At 70.3% G+C, this 24,388-nt stretch carries 14 protein-coding genes; 11 read left to right on the top strand and 3 right to left on the bottom strand.

Translation table 11 applies throughout. The features are described from left to right. Nucleotides 1-155: 155 nt before the first annotated feature. Nucleotides 156-1,082 (top strand): response regulator, encoded by a 927-nt coding sequence (locus ACFU9P_RS19685; protein ID WP_384082389.1) that lies wholly within the window; start codon nucleotides 156-158, stop codon nucleotides 1,080-1,082. Further along, nucleotides 1,075-2,190, top strand: a complete 1,116-nt coding sequence (locus tag ACFU9P_RS19680) for a sensor histidine kinase (protein ID WP_376383418.1) — start codon at nucleotides 1,075-1,077, stop codon at nucleotides 2,188-2,190. Before ACFU9P_RS19685 ends, ACFU9P_RS19680 begins: the two co-directional genes overlap by 8 nt. 82 nt (nucleotides 2,191-2,272) lie before the next feature. Here ACFU9P_RS19680 and ACFU9P_RS19675 read toward each other — a convergent pair whose 3' ends face one another. Then, entirely contained in the window at nucleotides 2,273-3,160 is an 888-nt protein-coding gene (locus tag ACFU9P_RS19675; protein ID WP_376380529.1) for a S1 family peptidase, read from the bottom strand. 1,013 nt (nucleotides 3,161-4,173) lie between these two features. On the opposite strand from ACFU9P_RS19675, the gene ACFU9P_RS19670 reads away from it, so the two are divergent. The 7 genes from ACFU9P_RS19670 (at nucleotide 4,174) to ACFU9P_RS19640 (ending at nucleotide 19,685) form a co-directional block, all read left to right on the top strand. Next, a complete protein-coding gene (locus ACFU9P_RS19670; protein ID WP_384082385.1) occupies nucleotides 4,174-4,452 on the top strand; it encodes a DUF1232 domain-containing protein in 279 nt (92 codons plus the stop codon). A gap of 570 nt (nucleotides 4,453-5,022) precedes the next feature. Then, entirely contained in the window at nucleotides 5,023-6,729 is a 1,707-nt protein-coding gene (locus ACFU9P_RS19665; RefSeq protein ID WP_384082706.1) for an alpha-amylase family glycosyl hydrolase, read from the top strand. Between the two features lie 202 nt (nucleotides 6,730-6,931). Beyond that, nucleotides 6,932-14,806, top strand: coding sequence for an RHS repeat-associated core domain-containing protein (locus ACFU9P_RS19660; RefSeq protein WP_384082382.1), 7,875 nt, complete (start codon nucleotides 6,932-6,934; stop codon nucleotides 14,804-14,806). Nucleotides 14,807-14,826: 20 nt separating this feature from the next. After that, the gene (locus ACFU9P_RS19655; RefSeq protein ID WP_384082379.1) at nucleotides 14,827-15,249 is read left to right on the top strand and encodes a DUF4259 domain-containing protein; all 423 of its coding nucleotides are present in this window, start codon (nucleotides 14,827-14,829) and stop codon (nucleotides 15,247-15,249) included. A 185-nt stretch (nucleotides 15,250-15,434) separates the two neighbouring features. Then, nucleotides 15,435-16,493 (top strand): Dyp-type peroxidase, encoded by a 1,059-nt coding sequence (locus ACFU9P_RS19650; protein ID WP_384082375.1) that lies wholly within the window; start codon nucleotides 15,435-15,437, stop codon nucleotides 16,491-16,493. A gap of 292 nt (nucleotides 16,494-16,785) precedes the next feature. Next, the gene (gene rsgA, locus ACFU9P_RS19645; RefSeq protein ID WP_384082372.1) at nucleotides 16,786-17,901 is read left to right on the top strand and encodes a ribosome small subunit-dependent GTPase A; all 1,116 of its coding nucleotides are present in this window, start codon (nucleotides 16,786-16,788) and stop codon (nucleotides 17,899-17,901) included. A gap of 188 nt (nucleotides 17,902-18,089) precedes the next feature. Then, nucleotides 18,090-19,685, top strand: coding sequence for a DNA-3-methyladenine glycosylase 2 family protein (locus tag ACFU9P_RS19640; RefSeq protein WP_384082703.1), 1,596 nt, complete (start codon nucleotides 18,090-18,092; stop codon nucleotides 19,683-19,685). A gap of 179 nt (nucleotides 19,686-19,864) precedes the next feature. On the opposite strand, the gene ACFU9P_RS19635 is transcribed toward ACFU9P_RS19640, so the two are convergent. Both ACFU9P_RS19635 and ACFU9P_RS19630 read right to left on the bottom strand, forming a co-directional pair. After that, entirely contained in the window at nucleotides 19,865-20,230 is a 366-nt protein-coding gene (locus tag ACFU9P_RS19635) for a PPOX class F420-dependent oxidoreductase (protein WP_384082369.1), read from the bottom strand. A gap of 109 nt (nucleotides 20,231-20,339) precedes the next feature. Continuing rightward, nucleotides 20,340-21,341 carry a helix-turn-helix domain-containing protein gene (locus ACFU9P_RS19630; protein WP_376380550.1) on the bottom strand — a complete coding sequence of 334 codons (1,002 nt, stop codon included), beginning with the start codon at nucleotides 21,339-21,341 and terminating at the stop codon, nucleotides 20,340-20,342. 403 nt (nucleotides 21,342-21,744) lie between these two features. On the opposite strand from ACFU9P_RS19630, the gene ACFU9P_RS19625 reads away from it, so the two are divergent. Together ACFU9P_RS19625 and ACFU9P_RS19620 are read left to right on the top strand one after the other, a co-directional pair. Continuing rightward, complete coding sequence (locus ACFU9P_RS19625) at nucleotides 21,745-23,601, top strand: protein phosphatase 2C domain-containing protein (protein WP_384082365.1); 1,857 nt, start codon at nucleotides 21,745-21,747, stop codon at nucleotides 23,599-23,601. 178 nt (nucleotides 23,602-23,779) lie between these two features. Next, nucleotides 23,780-24,181 (top strand): ATP-binding protein, encoded by a 402-nt coding sequence (locus ACFU9P_RS19620; protein WP_376380556.1) that lies wholly within the window; start codon nucleotides 23,780-23,782, stop codon nucleotides 24,179-24,181. Nucleotides 24,182-24,388 lie beyond the last annotated feature (207 nt).

The raw sequence follows: 24,388 nt of genomic DNA, 5'->3' as shown, positions 1-24,388 counted from the left end.
GGCGTCGAATCGGACATTGGGTGGGACGCCGAACAGGACGCCGAACGGGACGTGACCGTACGCGATCGTCCCGTGACGCCATCGTCCCGTGACGTCATGGTTTCGTAAGGAGGGAAGGGCGATGGCCCGCGCACCGCCCGAGGAGACTGATACGCATGCACACGATCCTGGTCGTCGACGACGATCCCACCGTCGCCGAGGTCGTCACCGGCTATCTGGAACGCGCCGGTTTCTCCGTGGACCGCGCGGCCGACGGACCCGAGGCGCTGCGGCTCGCCGCGGCGAGTCCGCCCGCGCTGGTGGTGCTCGATCTGATGCTGCCCGGCATGGACGGCCTGGAGGTGTGCCGGAGACTGCGGGCCGACGCGCCTGTACCGGTGATCATGCTGACGGCCCGGGGCGACGAGGACGACCGGATCCTGGGTCTTGAGGTCGGGGCGGACGACTATGTGACCAAGCCCTTCAGCCCGCGCGAACTGGTGCTCAGGGTCGAGTCCGTACTGCGCCGCGGCCGTACCGGCGCGGGACGGCCGCCTGGCCCGGTGCTGCGCAGCGCGGGCATCGCCCTCGATCCGGTGGCCCGTCGGGTCACCAAGGACGGCCGGGTGATCTCACTCACTCTGCGCGAGTTCGATCTCCTCGCCCACCTCATGCGCCACCCGGGTCGAGCGATCGACCGCGAGACGCTGATGCGTGAGGTGTGGGGCTGGGACTTCGGCGATCTGTCGACGGTGACGGTGCATGTACGCCGGCTGCGCGGCAAGATCGAGAACGACCCGGCCAAACCCCGGCTGATCCAGACGGTCTGGGGCGTCGGCTACCGCTTCGACACCCCGGCCACCACGGATCCGCCCCCGGCCACGGACGCGGTGCCGGTACGCGGTGACGGTGAGGCGCTCGTACGGGGTGTTGGCGCGATGGCCGTACGGGGTGACGGGCCGCCCGTACGAGGTGACGCCCCGGCGCCGGTACCGCCGGCCCGTTCGGCTTCCGGCCCGCCCGGTGATCCGGCCGCCATCCCCGTACCCGTACCAACACCCGAGGCCCCCGTACCTGCACCGGAGGCCCCGCGCCATGCGTGACATGGTGCTCATCGCTCTCTTCGCGCTTCTCGGGGCCGGCGGCGCCGGGCTCGTCGGGGCGCTGGTGCTGCGGCTGCTGCGGAACCGCAGCGTCGCCGTCTCGCTGACCGTCGTCGCCGCCGTCACCGTGCTCGCGATGCTTGCGGGCACGCTGGTCGTGGCGCAGGCCATGTTTCTGTCCACGCACGACCTGAGCGTCGTCACCACCGTCGCCGCCATGGCCGCCGTCGTGTCCCTCGCCACCGCGCTGCTGCTGGGCCGCTGGGTGGTCGCCCGTAGCCATGAACTGGCCCTGGCGGCCCGCTCGTTCGGCGACGGCGGCAGCTTCGCCGTACCGGTCGGCGACTCCACCGCCGAACTCGCCGCACTGGGCCGGGAGCTGGCCGCCACCAGCGCCAAACTGGCGGCGTCCAGGGAGCGGGAGCGCGCGCTGGAGACCTCGCGCCGCGAGCTGGTCGCCTGGATCTCGCACGATCTGCGGACTCCGCTCGCCGGTCTGCGCGCGATGTCGGAGGCGCTGGAGGACGGCGTGGTCCAGGACCCGGACCGCTACTTTCGGCAGATCAGAGCCGAGGTCGAGCGGCTCAACTCGATGGTCGGCGATCTCTTCGAGCTGTCCCGTATCCACGCCGGCGCGCTCGCCCTCGCACCGACCCGGATGTCCGTGTACGACCTGGTCGGCGAGGCGCTCGCGGGCGCCGACCCGCTCGCGCGGGAGCACGGCGTACGGCTGGTGGGGGACCGTATCGAGGCCGTTCCGGTCGAGGTGGACGGCAAGGAGATGACCCGGGTCCTCGCCAATCTCCTGGTCAACGCCATCCACCGGACCCCGGCGGACGGCACGGTCGCGGTGGCCGCCGAACGGCGCGAGGACTGTGTCGTGCTCTCCGTGACGGACGGCTGCGGCGGTATCCCGGCGGAGGATCTGCCGAGGGTGTTCGACACCGGCTGGCGCGGTACCCAGGCCCGTACACCGCCGGCGGGCGCGGGTCTCGGCCTCGCCATCGTCCGGGGCATCGTGGAGGCGCACGCGGGGCGCGCGGATGTGCGCAATGTGACGGGAGGCTGCCGGTTCGAGGTCACACTCCCGGCCGCGGCCACGACGTAACAGCCGTAGTGACGTAACTGCTGTTGCAACGCACAGCGGGCCGCGCACCAGGTGCGCGGCCCGCCGACTGAACGAGTTGTGACTAGAAGACGCTCACGCCGTACGCGTTGAGGGCCTCGACCACCGGCTGGAAGAACGTGGTGCCGCCGGAGGAGCAGTTGCCGCTGCCGCCCGAGGTCAGACCCAGCGCGGTGCTGCCGGCGAAGAGCGAGCCGCCGCTGTCACCGGGCTCGGCGCAGACGTTGGTCTGGATCATGCCGTAGACGATCTGGCCGCTGCCGTAGTTGACGGTCGCGTTCAGGCCGGTGACCGTGCCGCTGTGGACACCCGTGGTCGAACCGCTGCGGCGGACGCTCTGGCCCACCGACGGGTTGGCCGCGCTGGTGATGTCCTGGTACGTGCCGTTGTACAGGTAGACCCGACCGTCGGCGTTCGCCGAGTTGGAGTGGCGGATGATGCCGTAGTCGTTGGTCGGGAAGCTCGTGCCGGCACGGGTGCCGATGTTCCAGGAGCTGCCGATGTTGGTGCAGTGTCCGGCGGTCAGCGCGTAGTACGTCGAGCCGCTGCGGACGTTGAAGCCGAGGGAGCAGCGGCTGCCGCTGGTGGTGATGGCCTCGCCGCCGGCGATCAGCTTGTTGAACTTGCCGGGGGTGTGCTTGACCGTGAGAGCCGTGTCACCCACGGACTCCTTGATCGTGGCTATCTCCGCGTCCGAGACCGTGCTGTCGACGGTCACGACGAGCTTGCCGGAGGCCTGGTCCGTGTACCACGCGGTGCCGGCGATGTCGGCGCCGAGGACGGCGGAGCTGGCTTCGGCGAGCTGGGCCGCGGTGGCCTTGGGGGCCGGGGCGGGGGCCGCGATGGCAGTCGGGGCCGCAAGCGCGACCGCGGTCACCAGACCCGCGGCGGCGGCGAGAACCCGCACGCGTCCGGACACCGCGCTGAGGGGGGACAAGCGCTTGAAGGTCACAACATCCTCCGTAGGTGGGGGAACACGGTCCGCTGGGTAAGCGGGCCGCTGCTGTGCGACCGTTCACCGCCATTCGGTTTTGGCCGTGAACCTGTCAATCGCACGCACTGAATCGTTGACTCCGTTTGGGGTTTGGGCAAGGCCCACTTCTGGACCCGCGGCGCAGAACGGCCGCCGTCGGCCGTACGCGTGTCCGGCGACGGGTCGAAGTCCGTTGGCGGGATGCCTGGTTGGCGGGGACGGTTGGCCCGCCCTGGCAGCCCTCAGTGAATTGCTGCAAAGCCCGCGCCGACGGGAGGATGGCTGGTGAATGGCGGTCAGAACGCACGCTCAGCATGAGAATCGGCTGAGAGTGCCATTCGGCCATGCGCCCCGAGCGTCACAATCACACATGCTTCACTGTGGGTACTGGTTGTATGACGCAGTGAGTCCGGGGGGCGGGTGTACGTGACCGAAAGGCCGGGGGGCGGTCGCGATACGGCTCGAATCTACGGGGGTAGATCGCCCGGCTCTGCGCCGTACCACCGAAATGCGCGCGAGTTGATCATGGCTGGATCTGAGCGGAGCCGGAGCGTCCGGGGGTGGAACGGCGGGCGCCGGCGCGCGGATTCGACCGGAGGGGCGCTCTTGCGGGGCGGCAGGGGCGTGTGCAGCGAATGGTGCGGGCGGCGGGGGTGCTCGGGGGTACTTGGGGTACCCCCGGGGGTGCTCGGGGGTGCCTGGTGGTACCCGGGGGTAACGTACCGGCTGGTTTTACTGGCGGGTAGAGGGCGAGGGGAGGGGTGGGCCGGAGGGGCGGGCGGCTGGGCGTTGTAGCTGTTCTTCCGGTCTTCCGGTCGCTCCGGTCGTCCTTGCGGGGTCGTCCTTGCGGGGACTCGTCCGGTGACTCTTCGGTGACGGGCTCGTACCGCGGGTGCGCCGGGGGTACGTACGGGATGAACGGCGGCCGGACGGAAGGCCGCTGAGTCCCAGGGCTGCTGAGGCCCCGACAGCTTGAGCTGGGAGCGCCCGCCATGAGCAGCGAACTCCGGATCCTTCTCGCCGTGGCCGCCGTCCTGGCCGTACTGACCCTGGCCGCCGCGGTCACCCTCGCGGTCCGGCTGGTACGGGCCCGCCGCGACCTGCGCCGGGCGGGCCTGCCGGTGGAGAACCGCTGGGTGTTCTGGGCCGCGCTCGGCTATCTCGTACTGCCCGTGGACCTGCTGCCCGACCCGGTGTTCCTGGACGACATCGGGGTACTGCTGCTGGCGCTGCGCTCGCTGCGCCGTAAGTCGGGTGCTGCGGGCGGCTAGGGGCCGGTGGCGGCACTGGCTGCAGGACCGGCGGGACGGGCGGCGGGACGGACGGTGGACCGACGGCGGGACCGGTGACGGGGTCCGGGGGGCCGGGGCCGGGGGACGGGATCGGCGTGGCGGACGGGCGCTCGGCCTGTCGGCGTGACTGCCGGACCGCCGCCATGATTGCCGGTCGGACCGCCGCCAGGACTGCCGGACCGCCACCATGATTGCCGGTCGGACGGTGGGTCGGACCGCCGTGCCGGACTGGCTGCTTCCCTCGGCCGGCTCAGGGGATGATCGCACCGGCACCATGTCCAGTCAGTCCCAGCGTCCTTCATCCCGGCATCCCAGGATCCCGGCATGACACGAGAGGTACCAGTGACTCAGCATGCGTTCCCGGACGGCGGCGCACATGGCGGCGGTGACGTCATCGACAGCGTTACCAGCGGCGTTGCCGACACCAGTGGCGTTGTCGACCGCGTCGCCGACCGCGTCATCGGCAGTGACACCGACATCGACCGCGTCATAGCCCCCGCGACAGACCGCGATCCCGACGGTGTCACAGGCAGTGTCACCGAAGGCGTCATCGCCGGAGCGACCGCCGCCGCGACTCTCGCCGCACACCGCGACTGGTGGCGCGAATCCGTCGTCTACCAGGTCTACGTGCCCAGCTTCGCCGACGCCGACGGCGACGGAATGGGCGACCTCCGGGGGATCACCGACCGGCTCGCCCATGTGGCGGACCTCGGCGCGGACGCCGTCTGGCTCACCCCGTTCTACCGCTCCCCGCTGGCCGACGGCGGCTACGACGTCGCCGACTACCGCCAGGTCGATCCGCGCCACGGCACCCTGGACGACTTCCGCGCGCTGCTGGCCCGGGCCCGGGAGCTGGGTCTCCGTACGATCGTCGACATCGTGCCCAACCACTGCTCCGAGCGGCACCCCTGGTTCGCGGAGGCCCTCGCCTCACCGCCCGGCTCGGCCGCGCGCGACCGCTTCATCTTCCGCGACGGCACAGGACCCGACGGCGCGCAGCCGCCCGCCGACTGGCAGTCCAAGTTCGGCGGCCCGGCCTGGACGCGTGTCCCGGACGGCCAGTGGTACATGCACATCTTCGCCGCCGAACAGCCCGATCTGAACTGGGAGAACCCCGAAGTCGTCGCCGAGTTCGAGGCCGTCCTGCGCTTCTGGCTCGATCTGGGCGTCGACGGCTTCCGTATCGATGTCGCGCACGGCATGCGCAAGGACCTCGTCCCGCCGCTGCGCAACACGTACGGCGGCGACTCGGCGTCCCTCAACTCCCCGCCCAGCGGCGAGAACCACCCCTTCTGGGACCGCGACGAGGTCCATGAGATCTACCGCTGCTGGCGGAAGATCACCGACTCGTACGCACCGCCCCGGATCATGGTCGCCGAGGCCGGTGTCAGCGCCGCCAGGCTGCCGCTCTACACCCGGCCGGACGAACTCCACCAGGCCTTCAACTTCTTCCACCTGCGCTGTCCTTGGGACGCGGGCTCGTTCCGCGATGTCATCGACAGCTCGCTCGCCGGAGCGGCGGCCAACGGGGCGCTGCCGACCTGGGTGCTCTCCAACCACGATGTGGTGCGCCACCGCACCCGTTACGCCGTGCCCGAGGGCACCAGCCTCCCCGGCTGGCTGCTGACCGGCGGCCGCGAACCGGCGGCGGACGAGGACCGCGGCCGCCGCCGCGCCCGGGCCGCCGCGCTGCTGACCCTCGCGCTGCCCGGTACGACGTACCTCTACCAGGGCGAGGAACTGGGCCTCCCCGAGGTGGCCGACCTCCCCGAGGACGCGCTGCGCGACCCGATGTGGGAACGCACGGGCCACACCAGAAAGGGCCGCGACGGCTGCCGGGTGCCGCTGCCCTGGACCAGGACCGGCTCCTCGTACGGCTTCGGCCCAGGCGGAAGCTGGCTGCCCCAGCCCGAGGGCTGGGGCGCCTACTCGGTCGAAGCCCAGACCGGCACCCCCGGCTCCTTCCTGGAGCTCTACCGCACGGCCCTGACCCTCCGCCGCCGCTACCTGGGCGACGAGACCTTCACCTGGCTCCCCTCGGCCCCGGGCGAACTGGCCTTCCGCAAGGCAGGAGCCGGGCCCAGCGGCGGGGCCGCCGGCCTGGAGTGCCGAATCAACCTCTCCGCCGAGCCGATCCCACTCCCGGAGGGCGCCGAACTCCTGCTATCGAGTGACGACCTGACGTCAAGTCACACGAACACCCGCCTCCTCCCCCCGGACACAGCGGCCTGGCTGAACACCACCCCCCACCCCTGACACCTAGCCCCACCCGGGCCGCCCGCACTCGACGCGGGCGGCCCGTTTCTGTGCGTCGTGTGATGTTCATGGCACTGGCATATGAGCTTGATTTATTCCTGTGTGATCGTCACCGAATGTGTGTACGTTGTGACGGCTCGCGTGATGAAGGTGGGCTGCTTGCGCCACCTGTGGCTGTCTGGTGTTGCTCTGGGGAGGGCATGTGCGTACGCACAGAGAGCGGTTCGGACCGGGTCTGTTCACACGATGGCGATCGCTGACGGTCGGTGCGCTGGTACTGGCGCTGTCGGCGGGCCTGGTCTCGGCGGAGGCGGCGCCGCCCGCCGATCCGGCGCCGACACGGTCGAGTGCTTCCGTAACCCCGAAGGCTCCGGCTCCGCGGGCTGCTGACAGCCCGTCTGCCGCCGATGTGACGGCCGTCGGCCCGACGACTGACAACGCTGTCTACGCGTACGACGCGGCTGGCCGTCTGGTCGGCCTGACCGACCCGGACGGCGAGACGGCCCGCTATCGCTACGACGCGGCGGGCAACCGCCTGGGCGTCGACCGTTTCGCCTCCACCACGCTGTCGGTGCTGTCCCTGGTGCCGATCAGGGCCGCGGCCGGCGCGACCGTCACCCTCTCCGGCACCGGCTTCTCCACCACACCGACTGCCAACTCGGTCTCCTTCGGCGGCAAAGCGGCCGAGGTCGTATCGGCCTCCCGGACCCGCCTGAAGGTCAAGGTGCCCGCAGCGGCCGCGACCGCCAAGGTGTCCGTCACCGTCGCAGGCACCACGGCCCAGTCCCCGGAAACCTTCACCCTGGCGGCCCCGGCGCCCTCGGTGACGACGGTGGCCCCGGCCTCCGGTGCGGTCGGTGCGGTCGTGGTCCTCACGGGCTCGGGGTTCGCGCCGACCGTGACCGACAATGTGGTGCGGTTCGGCGGCGGGATCGTGGCCGAGATCAATCCGGCCGCCTCCACCTCCACGTCTCTGACCGTCAAGGTCCCGGTCGGCGCGGCCACCGGCCCGGTGGAGGTCGCGACGCCGGACGGCCGCGCGGTCACGGCGACCACATTCCGAGTCACCACCGCCGGTGGGAACGGGGACATCGAGTCGTCGGAGACGACTTCGGTGACGGACGAGACCCCACCGACCATCTCGGTCACCACCCCCGGCAACAGGGCACAGATCCTTTTCGACGTCGACCCGGGTGACGACATCGGCTTCGGGTTCACCAACTCCACCTTCAACTCCTCGCTCACCCTTGAGCTGTACGACCCGCAGGGCGGCAAGGTCGGCGGCAACGGCACGGTGAACGGGGTGGCCGACGACTGGGAGGTCACTGATCTGCCGCTGGCCGGCCAGTACTCGCTGATCGTCAGGCCCGGCACAGGGAACATCGGTTCGGCCACGGTCACCGTGTCGAAGCGGGTGGAGGGACTGCTCGATCTGGCGGGCCCGACATCCGTCACACCGCTTGCCCGGGCCGGGCAGGACGGGATACTGACCTTCTCCGCGCTGCTCGGGGATTCCCTCAGCCTGGGAATCGACACGGCTACCGTGAACAAGAGCATGTACGCGCGGCTGTACGGGCCGGACGGCGACCAGGTCTTCAGCCGGTACGTCGGCGCGAACGGCGCGGGTGCCATTGACCTCGACGCGCTGACGCAGTCGGGCCCGTACACACTGACCCTCGACCCGGACGGGGCGGCCACGGGCACGGTGAAGGTGACCGGTTCGCACTACGCGGATGCCGGGATCCTCGATCCGGCCGCCCCCGCCGTGGAGCTGCCGATCGACCGGATCGGCCAGGACGGCCGCGCCACCTTCACCGCCACCGCCGGGCAGCGCATCTCCCTGGGAACGGCGGCGTCGGGACTCGGCAGTTACACGCGGATGGAAATCCGGCGGCCCAACGGTTCCCAGCTCGACTTCTACACGGTTCCCGACAACTCCAGTGCCGAGTGGGACAGTTCCGTACTGCCGGACTCCGGTACGTACACGATCGCCGCACTGCCCAACAACGCCCTCGCGACCGGCCGGCTGACCATGACGCTGTCCCGTCCGGTGCAGCTCGCCGCGCTCTCCACCACGGGCGGTCCGGTCGCGATGAACATCGCCCGCTTCGGGCAGAACGCGCAAGGGGCCTTCACGGCCAACGCCGGCGCCCAGCTCACCCTGGGTGTTACAGGCAATACCTTCACCGAGGTAGTCGACGTGAGCGTACTGGCGCCGTCCGGCACGGCAGTCGTCAACGGCGAGAATGTGTCCGCTGGCAAACCGGCGACGATCGATCTGTCCGGGCTGCCGGAGACCGGTTCGTACACCGTGCTCCTGGAACCGAACAGGGGCGCCACCGGCAGCCTCACCCTGACACTCAACGAGGACCGCGCCGTACCGCTCACCTCGGACGGTGCGTCGGCGACGGCGGATCTGTCGCGCGCCGGACAGCGCGCGCGGATCGACTTCACCGCGCCGGACACCACATCGCTCGGCTTCGCCGCCACGGGCAACAGCGTTCCGCAGTCGACCGACATCCGGCTGATCCCGGAGGGGGGTACGGCGCAGAGCGTCGGTTCGTTCGCCAAGAACGCGGACGGGGTCTACTACCTCACCGGCCTGACAGCGGGGAAGAAGTACACCCTGCTGCTGACCCCCGCTTCCGCGGCGACCGGTTCCGTCACGCTGTGGCTGTCGAAGCCCGTGGCTGCCGGCGCGCTGACAACGGCTTCTCCTTCCGCCACAGGGGAAGTCACCCGGCCCGGCCAGCAACTGGAGTACACACTCGGCGCCGCGGCCGGTGACGGCTTCGCCGTGGTCTTCTCCGCCACCACGCTGACCGCCCAGTCATCTATACGGCATCTCCCGCCGGGAGCAACGGCCGATGTGTCGGTGGGCTCGCTGCGCACCACGGACATTGATGTCGCTCTGCGCGCCCCGCTCGCCGCGGGCACACACCGGGTCCTCGTCCAGCCGAACGCCCCGGCCACCGGACGCACTACGGCGACCCTTGTCCGGGACGTCGACGCCGGAGCGGCGACCGTGGGGGGCCCGCAGAAGCCCATCACCGTCTCCACCCCGGGCGGGCACGGCCACCTCACCTTCACGGGGACCAAGGGACAGAAGCTCACACTGGGAATTACCGCTCCGGCATCCGAGTGGGTTCTGTCGATATTCGGTCCCGACGGCAAGTGGCTGGTCAATGAGCGCTCCATGAGCGCCTCCACGCTCTCCTACGCGCTGGCCGCGCTCCCGGCCGACGGCGTCTATACCCTGACTCTCGACCCCGGGGCTCTGAAGACCGGCACGTACACACTGGGTCTGAGCCTCCAGGCATTGAGCGCCTCTGCCACCCCCGGCAGCTCGCAGAACGCGCTACTGGCCGGAGCCGGCGCCGACTCCCACGAGACGGAGATCGCTCAGAAGGAGACCGCTGAGCAGAAGACCGGGCAGAAGTCCACGGCCGGCATTGAGCCGAGCGGCCCGGACGCCTGGCAGCCGGGCAAGAAGAGCCTGGCGGGCCAGGCGGACTGGATCACCGCTCGCGGCGACGCCCCGAAGGCTCCGCCCGCGCTGCGTGCCCCGCCTCGGTCCACCGCACTGACGGGCCATGTGCTGAAGCTCGACGGCAAGCCGCTGGCCGGGGTCACGGTTTCGGTGGGCAGCACGTCGGGGCGTACGGACGGGCGCGGCAGGTTCCTGCTCGCCGGGATCAGTGCCGAGGCGACCACCCTGGTGGTCGACGGTGCGAGCGCCAATACCGAGCAGCGTCAGTACGGCCGGTTCGACATCCGTATCCACCCCGAGGCAGGCCGCGCGGTCGATCTCGGCTTCCCGGTGTGGATGACGCCGCTGGACACAAAACACACGGTACGTTTCGCCGCTCCGGCAAAAACCGATGTCGTACTGAAGACCCCGAAGATCCCGGGCCTTGAGGTACGGATTCCGAAGGGCTCGGTGGTACGGGACGAGAAGGGGAAACCGGTCACGGAGCTGGGGATCACGGCCATCCCCATCGACCGGCCGCCGTTCCCGCTGCCCCAGAACAGTGTGGTGCCGGTGTTCTTCACCGTGCAGCCGGGCGGTACGTATGTGTTCCCCATGGGCGCCCAGATCGTCTACCCGAACTACACCCGCGAAGCCCCGGGCACCGAGGTCGAGTTCATGGACTACGACCCGAAGAAGAAGGGCTGGTACGTCTACGGCCACGGGAAGGTGTCCCAGGACGGGCGCCAGGTCGTTCCCGACGCGAAGACCAGGGTGTGGGCGTTCCACGGCGCCATGTTCAACACCAGCGATCTGCCGCCTTGGCTCACTTCCTGGCTGAAGGACTCCCTGGACTGGCTGTCGGGCGACCCGGTCGAACTGTCCACCGGCATGCTCACCGACTCCCGTACGGACCTCGCGGTCTCGGACCCGCTGGGTTCGGCCGAGGTGACACGTACGTACTGGCAGGGCGACACCTACAAGCGGGCCTTCGGTATCGGCCGTGACCTGATCTACAACTCCTTCCTGCATTCCGAGCGGCCCTGGCAGGAGGTCGACCTCTATCTGCCCGGCGGAGCGAAGGTCCACTACACACGCACCTCGCCGGGCACCGGCTGGAACGACGCCGTCTTCGAACCGCTCGACACACCGGGCGAGTTCCGCGGGACGAAGATCGTCGGCGGGAACGGCCGCTGGGAACTGCGCTTCCGGGACGGGAGCGTATGGACGTATCCGCAGTACGCGGCGCTCCAGCAGATCCGTGACCGGCACGGCAACACGATCAAGATCAGCCGTCTGGACGGCAACAAGGGCGACATCACCCAGGTCACCACGCCCGGCGGCCGCTGGGTGAGCTTCACGTACGACACCCAGCACCGCGTTGTCGGTGCACGTGACAACATCGGTCGTACCACGGGCTACACCTACGACAGCGCGGGCCGTCTGGAGACGGTGACCGATCCCGCGGGGAAGGTCAGCCGCTACACCTACGACGGCACCTCGAACCGCATCAAGACCGCCGTCGACGCCCGCGGCATCACGTACATGAGCAACACCTTCGACGCGGACGGCCGGGTCAGGGAGCAGACGCTCACCGAGGGTGCGAAGTACACCTTCGACTACACCAAGACCGGCAGCGGCGCGGGCCGTGTCACCGCGGCGAGCGTGACGCAACCGGGCGGCGCGGTGCGGCGGGTGGAGTTCGACGCGGACGGTTACGGGACGTCGGACACGCAGGCGTACGGCAGCAGTCTGGCCCGCAGGACCGTGTACCAGCGCGGCTCCTACCACCGTATCGACGCGGTGACCGACCCGTACGGCCGTCGCACCGAGCTGAGTTATGACGGCAACGGCTATGTGACGTCGGCGAAGGAGCTGGCGGGGACGGCGCAGGCACGTTCGTCCGGGACGGCGGTGTACGACGGGCCGTACGACCAGCCGACCTCGGTGACCGATCCGCTGGGGAACACCACCGCCTTCGCATATGACTCTGCCGGAGATCTGACGACCGTCACCGATCCGGAGGACCGGGAGACGGCATTCACCTACACCCCGGACGGGCAGGTGGAGACGGTCACCGACGCCTCGGGTGCGGTGACCGAATACGCCTACGAGCACGGCGAGCTGACGGCCGTCACGGATGCGGAAGGGCGTACGGCGGGTCAGTTCCTGGACGCCGCGGGTCGGCCCGTGGTGATGACGGACCAGGCCGGCGCGCGCACCACGGTCACCTACGACGCGCTCAACCAGGCCCTGAAGACGACCGATCCGCTCGGCCAGTCCACTGTTCTGGCCTACGACGACAACGGCAATCTGACCGGTCTGACGGACGCCCGGAACAACACCACCACCTGGGCCTACGACAACGCGGACCGCCCGAAGTCGGCCACTGATCCGCTGGGTGCGCAGGCGCTGTTCGGGTACGACGCCGCTGGGCGTGTTGCGAAGGTGACGAGCCGGACCGGTGAGGTGGGGACGGCCGAGTACGACCTGCTGGGCCGGGCCACCATCGCCAAGTACGGAGTCAACCTCGCCGGCCAGGCCGAGTCCACGACGACGTACGCCTACGATGCCGTCGACCTGCCCAGGACGGTCACCGACACGGTGGCGGGCACGCAGTCCTTCACCTATGACGCCTACGACCGGACGAAGACGGTCACGGGCCCGACGGGCACGGTCGGTTACGACTACGACGCCGCGGACCGCCGTACGGAGATGACCGCGGTCGGCACGACAACGCGCTACGGGTACGACACCTCCTCCATCCTCACGTCGGTGACGACGGGGAGCCAGGCGGTGACGTTCGGCCTGGACGCGGTGGGCCGGGAGAAGACCGCGTCCCTGCCGGGCGGCTTCACCCGTACAACCGGGTATGACAGGACCGGTGTTACCACCGTGATCGCCTACACCCGTGGCGGGGCCGGTGTCGGCGACCTGACGTACACCCGCGACGAACGCGGCCTGCAGACCGGCCTGTCCGGCAGTCTGGCGAGCGTGGCGCTGCCGGCGGCGGAGAGCGGGGCGGTGTTCGGCAAGGACAACCGGGTCACCACCTTCAACGGCCGCTCCTTCACCTACGACGCCGAGGGGCAGCTCACCTCCGACGGCAAGCGCACCTACGACTGGAACGCGCGCGGGGAACTGACCGGTCTGATCGAGACCGGCGGCCGGGCGAGCGGCTTCGCGTACGACCCGCTGGGCACCCGTACGTCCACCACGCTCGGCGGGACGACGAGGAAGTTCCTCACGGACGGTTCCAACCCGCTGGCGGAACAGTCGGGTACGGGCGCGACGACCGCGACGGTCGCGGCGTCGGGTCTGGACGAGTACCTCACCCGTACCGAGAACGGCCAGACGCAGGTCTACCTCACCGATGCCCTGGGCACGGTGGTCGGCCTGGCCAACCCCGACGGCACGGTCGCCACGCGTTACACCTACGACCCGTACGGCCAGCCCACGGCCTCGGGCGCCGCGTCCAGCAATCCCTACACCTTCACCGGCCGCGAGAACGACGGCACCGGCCTGCTCTACTACCGCAACCGCTACTACGACCCCGAGACCGGCCGCTTCATCTCCCAGGACCCCATCGGCCTCGCCGGCGGCCCGAACCTGTATCAGTACGCACTCAGCTCCCCGACGACCTACACCGACCCCTCGGGCAACAACCCGCTGCTCGCGGCCTGCGCGGGCGGCGCGCTCTCCGAGGCCTTCATGGACTGGGGTCTTCAGCGCCTTTCGGGACGGAAGGTCAACTGGGGTCAGGTCGGCCGAGCCGCGGCGACGGGCTGCGCCTTCGGGCTGGTCGGGTTCGGAATCGGGAAGTTCTTCCGCGGGTGCGGCAACAGCTTCACCCCGGACACCCCGGTTTTGATGGCGGACGGCACCCGCAAGGCCATCAAGGACATCCGGATCGGCGACAAGGTCCTGGCGACGGACCCGGAAACGGGCGAGAGCGGCCCACGCGAGGTGACGGCCCTCATCGAGGGCACGGGCGACAAGACCCTGGTCGACATCACGATCGACGACGGCTCCGGCCCAGCCAAACTCACCGCTACGGACGGCCACCCCTTCTGGGTCCCGGAACTGCGCGAGTGGGTCGAAGCGGCGAAACTCCAGCCGGGCCAGTGGCTCCGGACAAGCAGCGGCACCTGGACCCAAATCACCGCGATCACCTCCCGCACCCAGAAAGCCACAGTCAACAACCTCACGGTCGCCGATCTCCACACGTACTATGCGGTGGCGGGCGAGTCACCGATCCTGGTACACAATGCGAACTGTGGTCCTGGAACCAAATTCGACGTGCCCGACACGCCCGGGATCTACACCATCCACCTCAGCGACGGAAAGAAGTATGTCGGTAGTTCCATCGACAGTATGAGAACGCGCGTAAACAAGTCGATGCGGTCCCGTCATGCGGTCCGTAAGGCGGGATATACGGTCGACGACATTGTGAATGTCACCTACTTTGACCTGCCGAATGGGATTGGTAGCGTTGCTACGCGTCGCGTTGAGCAGACTGTCATGGAAGGGTGGAAAACCAAAGGGGTGACTCTGGTGAATCGTAGAGATCCAGAGATTGAAGTCCCAATCGGCGGGTATCTGCCGTAAGTCCTTACTTGGAGATAGTGATGGGAACCTGGGGATCCGGTCCATTCGACAGCGACACTGCTGAGGACTTCCTCGATGGGCTGGAAGGACGGTCCGCTTCGCAGCGAATGAAAGTCCTGGATCGTACATTTCGGGTAGCCATTGAGGCGGGCGGAAGTTCATCCTCTTCGGTGTTGCCAGAGGAGGTTATCGCGGCTGCTGGTGTGGTCGTCGCGAACACTCCTGCCGGATATTCTCTGGATTGGAATGAGGAATACCCAGGAATCACCGAGTGGCTATCAAAGCCCGTCGCCACTTCGCTGGCCTTGTCTGCTATTCAGGCTCTGGAAGTCACGCTGCCTGCAGACGGATGGTTCTGGCGAAGCTGGGTAGACACTTCAGAGCGGGAAGAAGCCCAAGCTGCGATCGAGACGCTGACGTCTGTGCTGCGTGACTTCCGGTAGTCGTCGGTCGGGAATCCATCGATAGCTACGACAAGTGAGGAGCCCCGCCGAATTCTGATTCGGTAGGGCTCCTCAGCGTTTGACAGCAACATCAGTGGACGTGTGCCTGCGGCGGGTGGGCCGTCGGGACCTTCGTTGGTCGGGGTGAGCACGTTGCTGGTAATTCCGGTGTGGAGTGATAGTTGATGCGACGCAGGGCACTGGTAGCGGGCTCCGCGGTGGTTGGGCTGGGGATTGGGGGTGGGGCGGTTTACGCGTTGGGGGCGCGGCGGGGGCCGGAAGCGGAGAGCGTTGAGAGCGGGCTGCCTGGGCCGCTTCGGGGGGAGACGGCGCCGGGGCGGGTTGCGGTGGTCGCTTTGGACCGGGGAGCGTCGGCGGGGCTTCGGGTGCTTGCTCGTGCGGTGGCCGCGGCGGGGACGGATAGTGTGACCGCCTCGTTGGCGCTGGGGAGTGGGGTGTTCCGGGCGGACAACCAGCGGCCTCGACAGCTCGGCAAGATGCCGTCCTTCCCCGGCGATTTGCTGGATCCGGCGCAGTCTCGTGGTGATGTGCTCGTGCAGATCGCCGGGGAGCGGGCCGGGGATATAGCAGAAGCCGTGGATCGGCTCCTGGCCGGCGCGAGCGGGTGGCGGGTGCGGTGGCGTATCGACGGGTTTCGGGCTGCCAATCGCGTTGAGGGCGGGCGGGGGCTGGCTCGTAATCCGTTTCATTTCACCGAAGGGTTCGGGAATCCGGTCGGGGAGCGGGAGACCGCCGAGCGCGCCCTCGTGCGGGCCGGGCAGGGCGAGCCGGACTGGGCTGTGGGCGGGAGTTATCAGGTCGTACGGATCATCCGGTTCGCGACCGAGCTGTGGGACAAGGACTCCGTGCACGAGCAGGAGCGCATCATCGGGCGGCGGCGCGATGGACGGTGGCTCGACGGGGCGCCCAGTGACGAGGAGCCGAACTTCGCCGCTGATCCCAAGGGCCGGCTGACCCCGCTCGACTCGCATGTACGGCTTGCCGCGCCCGACCGCCGCAATCCGCCTCCCCTCGTGCGCCGCAGCTACAGCTACGACCGGGGCGACGGCGACACCGGGCTTGTCTTCTCCTGCTTCCAGCGGGACTTGGCCCAGGGGTTCGAGGCCGTACAGAAGCGGCTTGAGGGTGAGGCGATGGCCAAGTACCTGCTCACCACCGGCGGCGGCTACTTCTTCGTACCCCCGCCGGGCGATGCCTGGCTCGACGCCGTTGCGCCGGTCTGACGCGTCGGCTCGCACCCCCGTACCCCGGACGCCGAAAACCCTTGGCGCGCGCCGGCGCCGCCGGGCTATGGTGTGCCCGTTCCGTGCGGTGGTCGGTGGCCGGTAGGCCCGCTGCCGCGTTCAGTCGTGTGTGACCAGGGAGGTGTGGACCGATGGCTGTCGTTGTGTTGGGCGCTGCCCGCATCCAGAAGTTCATCAAGAACACTCTCGTGGTCTCCGGCTGACCTTTCTCTCCCTCCGCGCCCAAGTGCGCGTGCCGGGGCCACCCTTGCGACTTGTGAAGGGTTTCCCCTTGTCTTTCGATCTCGCCTCCTTCGAGGCTTCGTCCGCTTCGCACCCGCTCGCCCCGTACGGCTGGGACGACGGTTGGGACGCGGAGTTCGCACCGTACGCGCGGCGCGGGCTGTTGCCCGGGCGGGTGGTACGTGTCGACCGTGGGCAGTGTGATGTCATCACCGCCGACGGTGTGATCCGCGCCGACACCGCCTTTGTCACACCGCACGACCCACTGCGGGTGATCTGCACCGGCGACTGGGCCGTCGTTGATCCGGCGGGTAGCGATCCCCGGTTCGTACGGGAGTATCTGCCACGGCGCACCGCCTTCGTACGATCCACCTCCTCCCAGCGGTCCGAGGGTCAGATTCTGGCCGCGAATGTCGACCACGCGATCATCGCCGTATCACTCGCGGTCGAACTCGATCTCGGCCGCATCGAACGCTTTCTGGCACTCGGCTGGGAGAGCGGTGCCCTCCCGCTCATCGTGCTGACCAAGGCCGATCTCGTGAGCGATGCCGCCGTGCTCGGCCATCTCATCGACGACGTCATGACCACCGCGCCCGGTGTGCAGGTGCTCGCGGTCAGCGCGGCGACGGGGGAGGGGGTCGATGTGCTCTCCGCCGTACTGTCGGGCGGTACGAGTGTGCTGCTCGGGGTCTCCGGTGCGGGAAAGTCGACCCTCGCCAACGCGTTGCTCGGGGACGAGGTGATGGAAGTGCAGGCCACCCGTGACGTCGACGGGAAGGGTCGGCACACCACCACGACCCGCAACCTCCTCGCCATGCCCGGTGGCGGGGTGCTGATCGACACCCCCGGGCTGCGGGGCGTGGGGCTGTGGGACGCGGAGACCGGGGTGGGTCAGGTCTTCTCGGAGATCGAGAAACTGGCCGGACAGTGCCGGTTCCACGACTGCGCCCATGTCGCCGAACCGGGATGCGCGGTGCTGGAGGCGGTGGAGGACGGTTCGCTGTCCGTACGCCGGCTGGAGAGCTACCGCAAACTCCTGCGCGAGAACCAGCGCATCGTTGCCAAGACCGACGCCCGGCTACGCGGTGAGATCCGGCGCGAGTGGAAGCGCAAGGGCGCGGAGGGGCGCGCGGCCATGGAGGCCAAGCGCGGGCGGATCCGGTAAGCGCCGGCGCGGGCCTGCGTGCCTCTTTCGGTGTACGGGTCAGGCTGGCGTACGGGTCAGGTCGGCGCTCCCCGTAAGCCCGGCCTGGCACGGCCCAGCCCGGCCCGGGGCCGCGGTTGAAGGCCAAGAGTGTGCTGTCCGAAAACCGCGAGTGACCGGGGCGGTATCGGCGCACACTGGATCCTGTGATGGACGAGGAGACCAGATACGAGGCGGTCAGCAGCCGTGACGCGCGGTTCGACGGCGCGTTCTTCTTCGCCGTCGAGACCACCGGCATCTACTGCCGGCCGAGCTGTCCCGCGGTGACCCCGAAGCGGGAGAACGTACGGTTCTTCCCGACCGCTGCCGCCGCCCAGGGCAACGGCTTCCGCGCCTGCCGCCGGTGCAGGCCGGACGCCGTTCCCGGGTCGGCGGAGTGGAACGTACGCGCCGATGTCGTCGGCCGCGCGATGCGGATGATCGGCGACGGGATCGTGGACCGGGAAGGCGTCCCGGGGCTGGCCGGGCGCCTCGGCTACAGCGCCCGGCAGGTCCAGCGCCAGCTCAACGCCGAACTGGGCGCGGGCCCCGTCGCCCTCGCCCGTGCCCAGCGGGCGCACACGGCGCGGGTGCTGCTCCAGACGACCGGGCTTCCGGTCACGGAGATCGCGTTCGCGGCGGGGTTCGCGAGCGTGAGGCAGTTCAACGAGACGATCCGGCAGATCTACGCCCGCACCCCGAGCGAACTACGACGCGAGTCCGGGACGGGCGTCAAAAGAACGACAGAGGTGGCACGGGGGGCGGCACGTGCCGCGGGGTTGGTACGGGGCGCCGGGCCGGCCGGGGCATGCGGTACGGGCGGGGGATCCGGCGCCGATGACCGATCCGCAGGCGGTCGATCCGGCGACGGTGGATCCGGCGATGGCCGATCCGGCGACGGCCGGTTCCCCGGCGTCCCAACTGTCGACGGGCGCCCGGCTGTTGGGCACCCCGACCATGAACCGTCCCCGGACATGCCCGCCCTCACCAGGATTCCGCTGCGGCTCGCCTACCGGGGGCCGTACGCCGCGCGCGAGGTCTTCGACCTGCTCGCCCGGGAGGCCGTCCCGTACGTCGAGGAGATGACCGGCGAGTCCGGGAACCGTACGTACCGCCGCACGCTACGGCTGCCCCACGGGCCCGGCATCGTCGCCGTCGACGAGGTGCTTCCGGCGGGCGCGGCGCAGGCCCGGGCCCGCAGCGGCTGGCTGGAGGCGCGGATCCATCTCACGGATCTGCGCGATCTCACCACGGCGGTACAGCGGTTGCGCCGCCTCTTCGACCTGGACGCCGACCCGTACGCCGTCGACGAACGCCTCGGCGCCGACCCACGGCTCGCGCCCCTCGTCGCGGCCCGGCCCGGGCTGCGTTCGCCGGGGGCGGCGGAACCGGAGGAGTACGCGCTGCGTGCACTCGTCGGGTACGCGGCGGCCGGACGGCTCGTCGAACTGTACGGGGAGGACGTGCCGCAGCCGTGCCGCGGGCTCACCCGGCTCTTCCCGGAACCGGCGGCGCTGACCGGCGATCCGGTGGCGGGCCCGCTCGCGACCGCGCTCGCCGAGGGCACCGTACGGCTCGATCCCGGCGCCGACCGCGACGAGGCCGAGCGGTTGCTCCTCGCCGTGCCCGGAGTCACCCCGCGGACGGCCGCGCTGATCCGGATGCGGGCGCTCGGCGACCCCGATGTGGCACCGGAGGGGGAGCAGGACGAGGAGGCGTGGCGGCCCTGGCGGTCGTACGCGATGCGGCATCTGCGGGTGGGATAACCCCGTGGGTGCTGACCACATGGGTGCTGGGCACACGGGGGTTGACCACATGGGTGCTGACCACATGGAGGCTGTGCCTATGTGGTCCGTGCCCATGTGCGGTGAGCACACCTCAGATCCCCGCCCCCGCTCCGGAAACCGGCGCCCGGCCCCCCGGCGCCCCGCCCCTCCCGCTCCCCTCAGTCCAGGCCCCAGCTATGGATCTTCCGCGGGTGGATACGGATCAGCTCCTCGCTGAAGCGGGAACCGAGGTCGTGCGGGCCGGTGAGCAGTTCCGCCTCACCCCGGATCTCCACGCCGCGCACCATCCACGGATTCGTACTGACGATGTCGTCGACGACCAGGGCCACCCGCGGATTCGACTGGAGGTTCCGCCACTTCTTGGTGGTGGCGAGGGCCAGACCACCGATCAGGATCGTTCCGTCCTCCTGCGGGAAGAAGCCGACCGGGTTGGCCTGCGGCTGGCCCCTGGGGTCGACGGTGGCCATCCGCCCCAGCCGCTGGGTCCTCAGGTACGCGCGCTCGGAGTCGCTGAATTCGGGCATGGCCCCAGCCTCACACGACCACACACCCCCACGCATCCGCCGCCTGGCCTCGCCTCGGTCCGAGGTCCCGGGCCCCGCCTCACCCCCGTACCCCCGTACCCCCTGCCCCTCACCCCCGTACCCCCCGCGCCACCCACCCCCTCTCGTACGCGTGCCAGCCCAACTGCAGCCGGGTCGTCACCCCGCTCAGTTCCATCAGGCCCTTCACCCGGCGCTGTACGGTCCGAAGGCCCAGGTCGAGTTGTTTGGCCACGCTCGCGTCGGTCATCCCGGCCAGCAGCAGGGACAGGATCTCCAGATCGGTGGCGTCCGGGCCGGGAGAACCGCCCTCCGTCACCGCGCCGTCCGCGCCGAGCCGTAGTGGCAGCGCATCGCGCCACACCGCCTCGAACAGCCCCATCAGCGACTCCAGCAGCCCGCTCGCGTGCACCACCAGGACCGCGGGATCCGTCTCACGTGCACCACGGCCGGTCAGTGGCACCATCGCCAGGTTGCGGTCCGCGACCACCAGCTTCGTCGGCACCCGCTCGGTGACCCGTACCTGCTCGTCGCGCCCGAGAGCCGCGGAGAGTTCGGTGATACCGGCGGGGAGCGAGAGCACCTCGCGCTCGATCACCACCCGGTACGCGACCCCGCGCGCCGCCGCACGCTCTTCTGCCTCATTGTCGACGCCCGTCACGGCAACGGGCTTTCCCGTCACCAGTGCGCAGACCTCCTCGGTCGCGCCGAGCTGGAGTTGCAGGAACCGATGGGCCACCGCGCTCGCTCCCGTCACCACCTCGACCAGATCGTGCACGGCGGGCTCCGTGGCCTCGGCGCGGTACTCCTCGGCGAGCAGTACGGCGGCCAGTTCGGCCTGTTCCAGCTCATGGCGGTGCTGGGTGAGCAGCGCGCCGAGCGCGACGGCGGGCGGCGCCGCGACCCACCGGCCGGTACGGGACGAGGACTGCGCGGCCAGGCCCTGCCGCTCCAGCCGGCGCAGGGCCTGTTCGGTGTCCCGCTCGGGGAGCGCGAGCCGGTGCGCCAGATCGGCGACCTCCGCCGCGCCGATCGCCACCAACGCGCGATACGCGGATTCCTGCCTCTCGTCGAGACCTATCGCTCCCAGCACCCCTGCTCCCCTCCCCGGACACAACCCCGACCCGGACACAACCCTGCCCGGAAACAACCTCGCCCCGGACACAACCCCTGGTCCGCCGCACGCCATGGCCGCCGTGGCGGATACCGGCCACGGCGTAAACCCGCCGTGCCACATCATCGCTGTTCGGTACGGCACTCTGCCAAGGTGGCGCCATCACAGCAGCAACAGACCCCGGTCATATGCCCTTTGGGTGCGGTTGGCCCGGATTTGCTCGGGACAGTGATGTGCGCGGGCCTCGCGTCCGCGCACCGGCCCGCGCTGGACCTGTGATGTCCGCCGGACGTCCTTCCCGTGGGGGGTGGGGCCGTCCGGCGGACTTGAATATTTCTGGATGCCCCGTTTTCGCACCCCCGGCGCGGTCGAAAATAGGGGCATGAGTCAGCAGGGGCAGACGCCGGCAGGCGACGACTGGTGGAACCGGTTGTACGACGATTCCGCACCCGACACCGGTCCCGGCGCCGCTTCGGGGGACACGCTCGACGACCGCTTCGACTCGGCGGCGGGCACGGTGGGGACGGCAGGGAGGGACGCGCGGGGTACGGCCGGTACGCCGGCGGAGTCGCCGGGGGCGCCGGATCCGTACGGTACGTCGAGCGCGCCGGATCGGTACGGTCCCGGCCGCGAGGGGCGCGACGGCGGGATCGGGCGCGACGGGGTCGAGGCGCAGCGGCCCCTGGCCTGGTGGGAGCAGGTGCCGGACGAGCCGGCGGGACCGCCGTACACCCCCAGCGACGCCCGACCGCTTCCGGGCAGTACGGATGCCCGCCGCGCGGACAGTCCGGAGCGACCGGGACCATCCGAGCGGCCGGAACGATCCGAGCCGCCGGAGCGGCCCGAACGCCGTGACCCGCGCATGCCGGAGACCGGTGCGAGTCCTGCCTCCGGCCCTGCTGCCGGACCCGCCGCCTCCCGGCCCGCCGCCCCCGGACCCGCCTCCTCCGGACGCGACACCTCCTCCGGACCCGCCGCCCCCGGATCCGGCGCCACGGGCGACACCGTATGGCTGCCTCGGCAGTCGGGCCCATCCCAGTCGAGTCCATTCCCGTCGAGCCCTTCCCAGTCGGGCCCGTCCGCGAGCCCCTCAGCCGGAGCCGCCTGGGGTACGAGTCAGCCGCGCCCCGAGCCCGACCCGGCCCCGGCCGCACCCCCGCCGACCCCGCCCCCACCAGCCCCGCAAGCACCCCTCGTACCACCGACACCACCGGAACCACCGGCACCGTCGACGCCTCCCGTACCCCCGCGCTCCGCCCGGTCCGCCGTCACCCATCTCGGCGACCGGCCCCCGAAGTACCACCCCGAGCCCGCCACTCTGCCCGCCGCGGACGCCGAGCAACTGCACGCACTGGTCCCCGACACGGTGCTCGACGGCGCGTCCTACGGTTCGTACACCCTGCGGGCCGTGTCCGTACGAGGCGACTCCGCCCGCCACTGGGGCGAGCCCCGCGGGGACGCCCTGCTCACCGCCCGTTTCGGCACCGGTATCGGCGCGCTCGTCCTTGTCGCCGTCGCCAGTGGCGCCCGCGGCTCCGAACACGCGCACCTGGCCGCGGCGGAGGTGTGCCACTGGATCGGCGGCGCGGTCGGGCGCAGCCACAGCCGGCTCTCCGAGGACATAAGGGCAGGCCGCAGAGGCGATCTCAAATCCGGACTGCACCGGCTCACGGACCGCGGTTTCGGCAGGCTCCGCGCCCGCGCCGCCGAACTGGCCCTGGAGCCCGAGGAGTACTCCGCGAGCCTGCGCTGCCTGCTGCTCTCCGCCGATCCGGAGTGCCGGACCCGGGTGTTCTTCGGGGTCGGCGACGGTGGCCTCTTCCGTCTGCGGGACGGGGTCTGGCACGACCTGGAGCCGCTGATCCCCGAGCCCGACGCCATCACCGGCGACGCGGTCGTCGGCTTCGGCTCCCCGTCCGCGGAGACCCCGGGGCACGACCAGCTCACCATGGACCTGGCGATCACGAAGCCTCCGTCCCCCTATATAGAGGGGCCGTTGCCGCCGCCGTCCGAGCCGTTCCGGTTCCGGGCCTCGGTCGCCCGGCCGGGCGACACGCTCCTGCTGTGCAGCGGCGGTCTCGCGGAACCGCTGCGCGGAGAGCCCGCCCTCGCCGAGGAACTGGCCGCGCGCTGGGCCCGTACCGGCCCGCCGGGACTGACCGAGTACCTCGCGGACGTACAGCTCAGGGTCAAGGGGTACGCCGACGACCGCACCGCGGCGGCGGTCTGGGAGCGGTAGCCGCCGCCCACCCCCCCCGGTGTGGCGAGTAGGTGACGAACGCCATGGACGCCGTCATGAGTGCTGTGATCGGCGAGGGGGAAAGCTCAAGGGGAGCCGTTCGGGAACAGCAGGCATTCGGCAACACCATGCGTTCGGGAACAGCAGCCGTCACCGGTACCAGCGGGGGGACAGGACCATGACAGGGCTACTGCGCAGAGTGGGCGGCGCCGATCTCGCAGCCGTGCCTGAGGTGCGGCACGCCTTGCGGCAGATGCTGCGGCACTGGCGGGAGCGGGACTCCGCGGAGGTGGCGGAACTGCTGGTGAGCGAGCTGGTCACCAACGCGCTGGTGCATACGGAACAGGGTGCCGTGGTCACGGCGACCGTCGCGGACTCCCGGCTGCGGGTCGAGGTACGGGACTTCGTCGCCTCGCTCCCCGCGCCGCAGGCCAGGCCCGGGACACCGCCTCCAGTGGCCGACGACGCGACGAACGGCAGGGGACTGGCGCTGGTCCGGAGCCTGGCGGACGACTGGGGGGTACGGGCCAGACCGCTGGGCAAGGTGGTCTGGTTCGAGCTGCACGGCGAGGCGGCGTAGCCGCAGAACACACCGGCCCGGGCCACACACCGTCCGCGACCACACGCCGCCCCGGATCCACACCGTCCCCGACTCCACACCGTCCCGGACCACACACAACAGCGGACCGGGGGGGGGGGTGTTCGTTGCACCGGTCCGGGTGCTGTGTCCGCCTTAGGGGAGCAACCGAACCGTCACTCCCAGTTCGTGAGACTGCGTCCCCGGAAG

This window comes from Streptomyces sp. NPDC057617 (genome assembly GCF_042800555.1).
GTDB lineage: Bacteria > Actinomycetota > Actinomycetes > Streptomycetales > Streptomycetaceae > Streptomyces.
The sequence above is the reverse complement of the archived record's forward strand: the minus strand, read 5'-3'. Positions and strand labels throughout refer to the sequence as shown.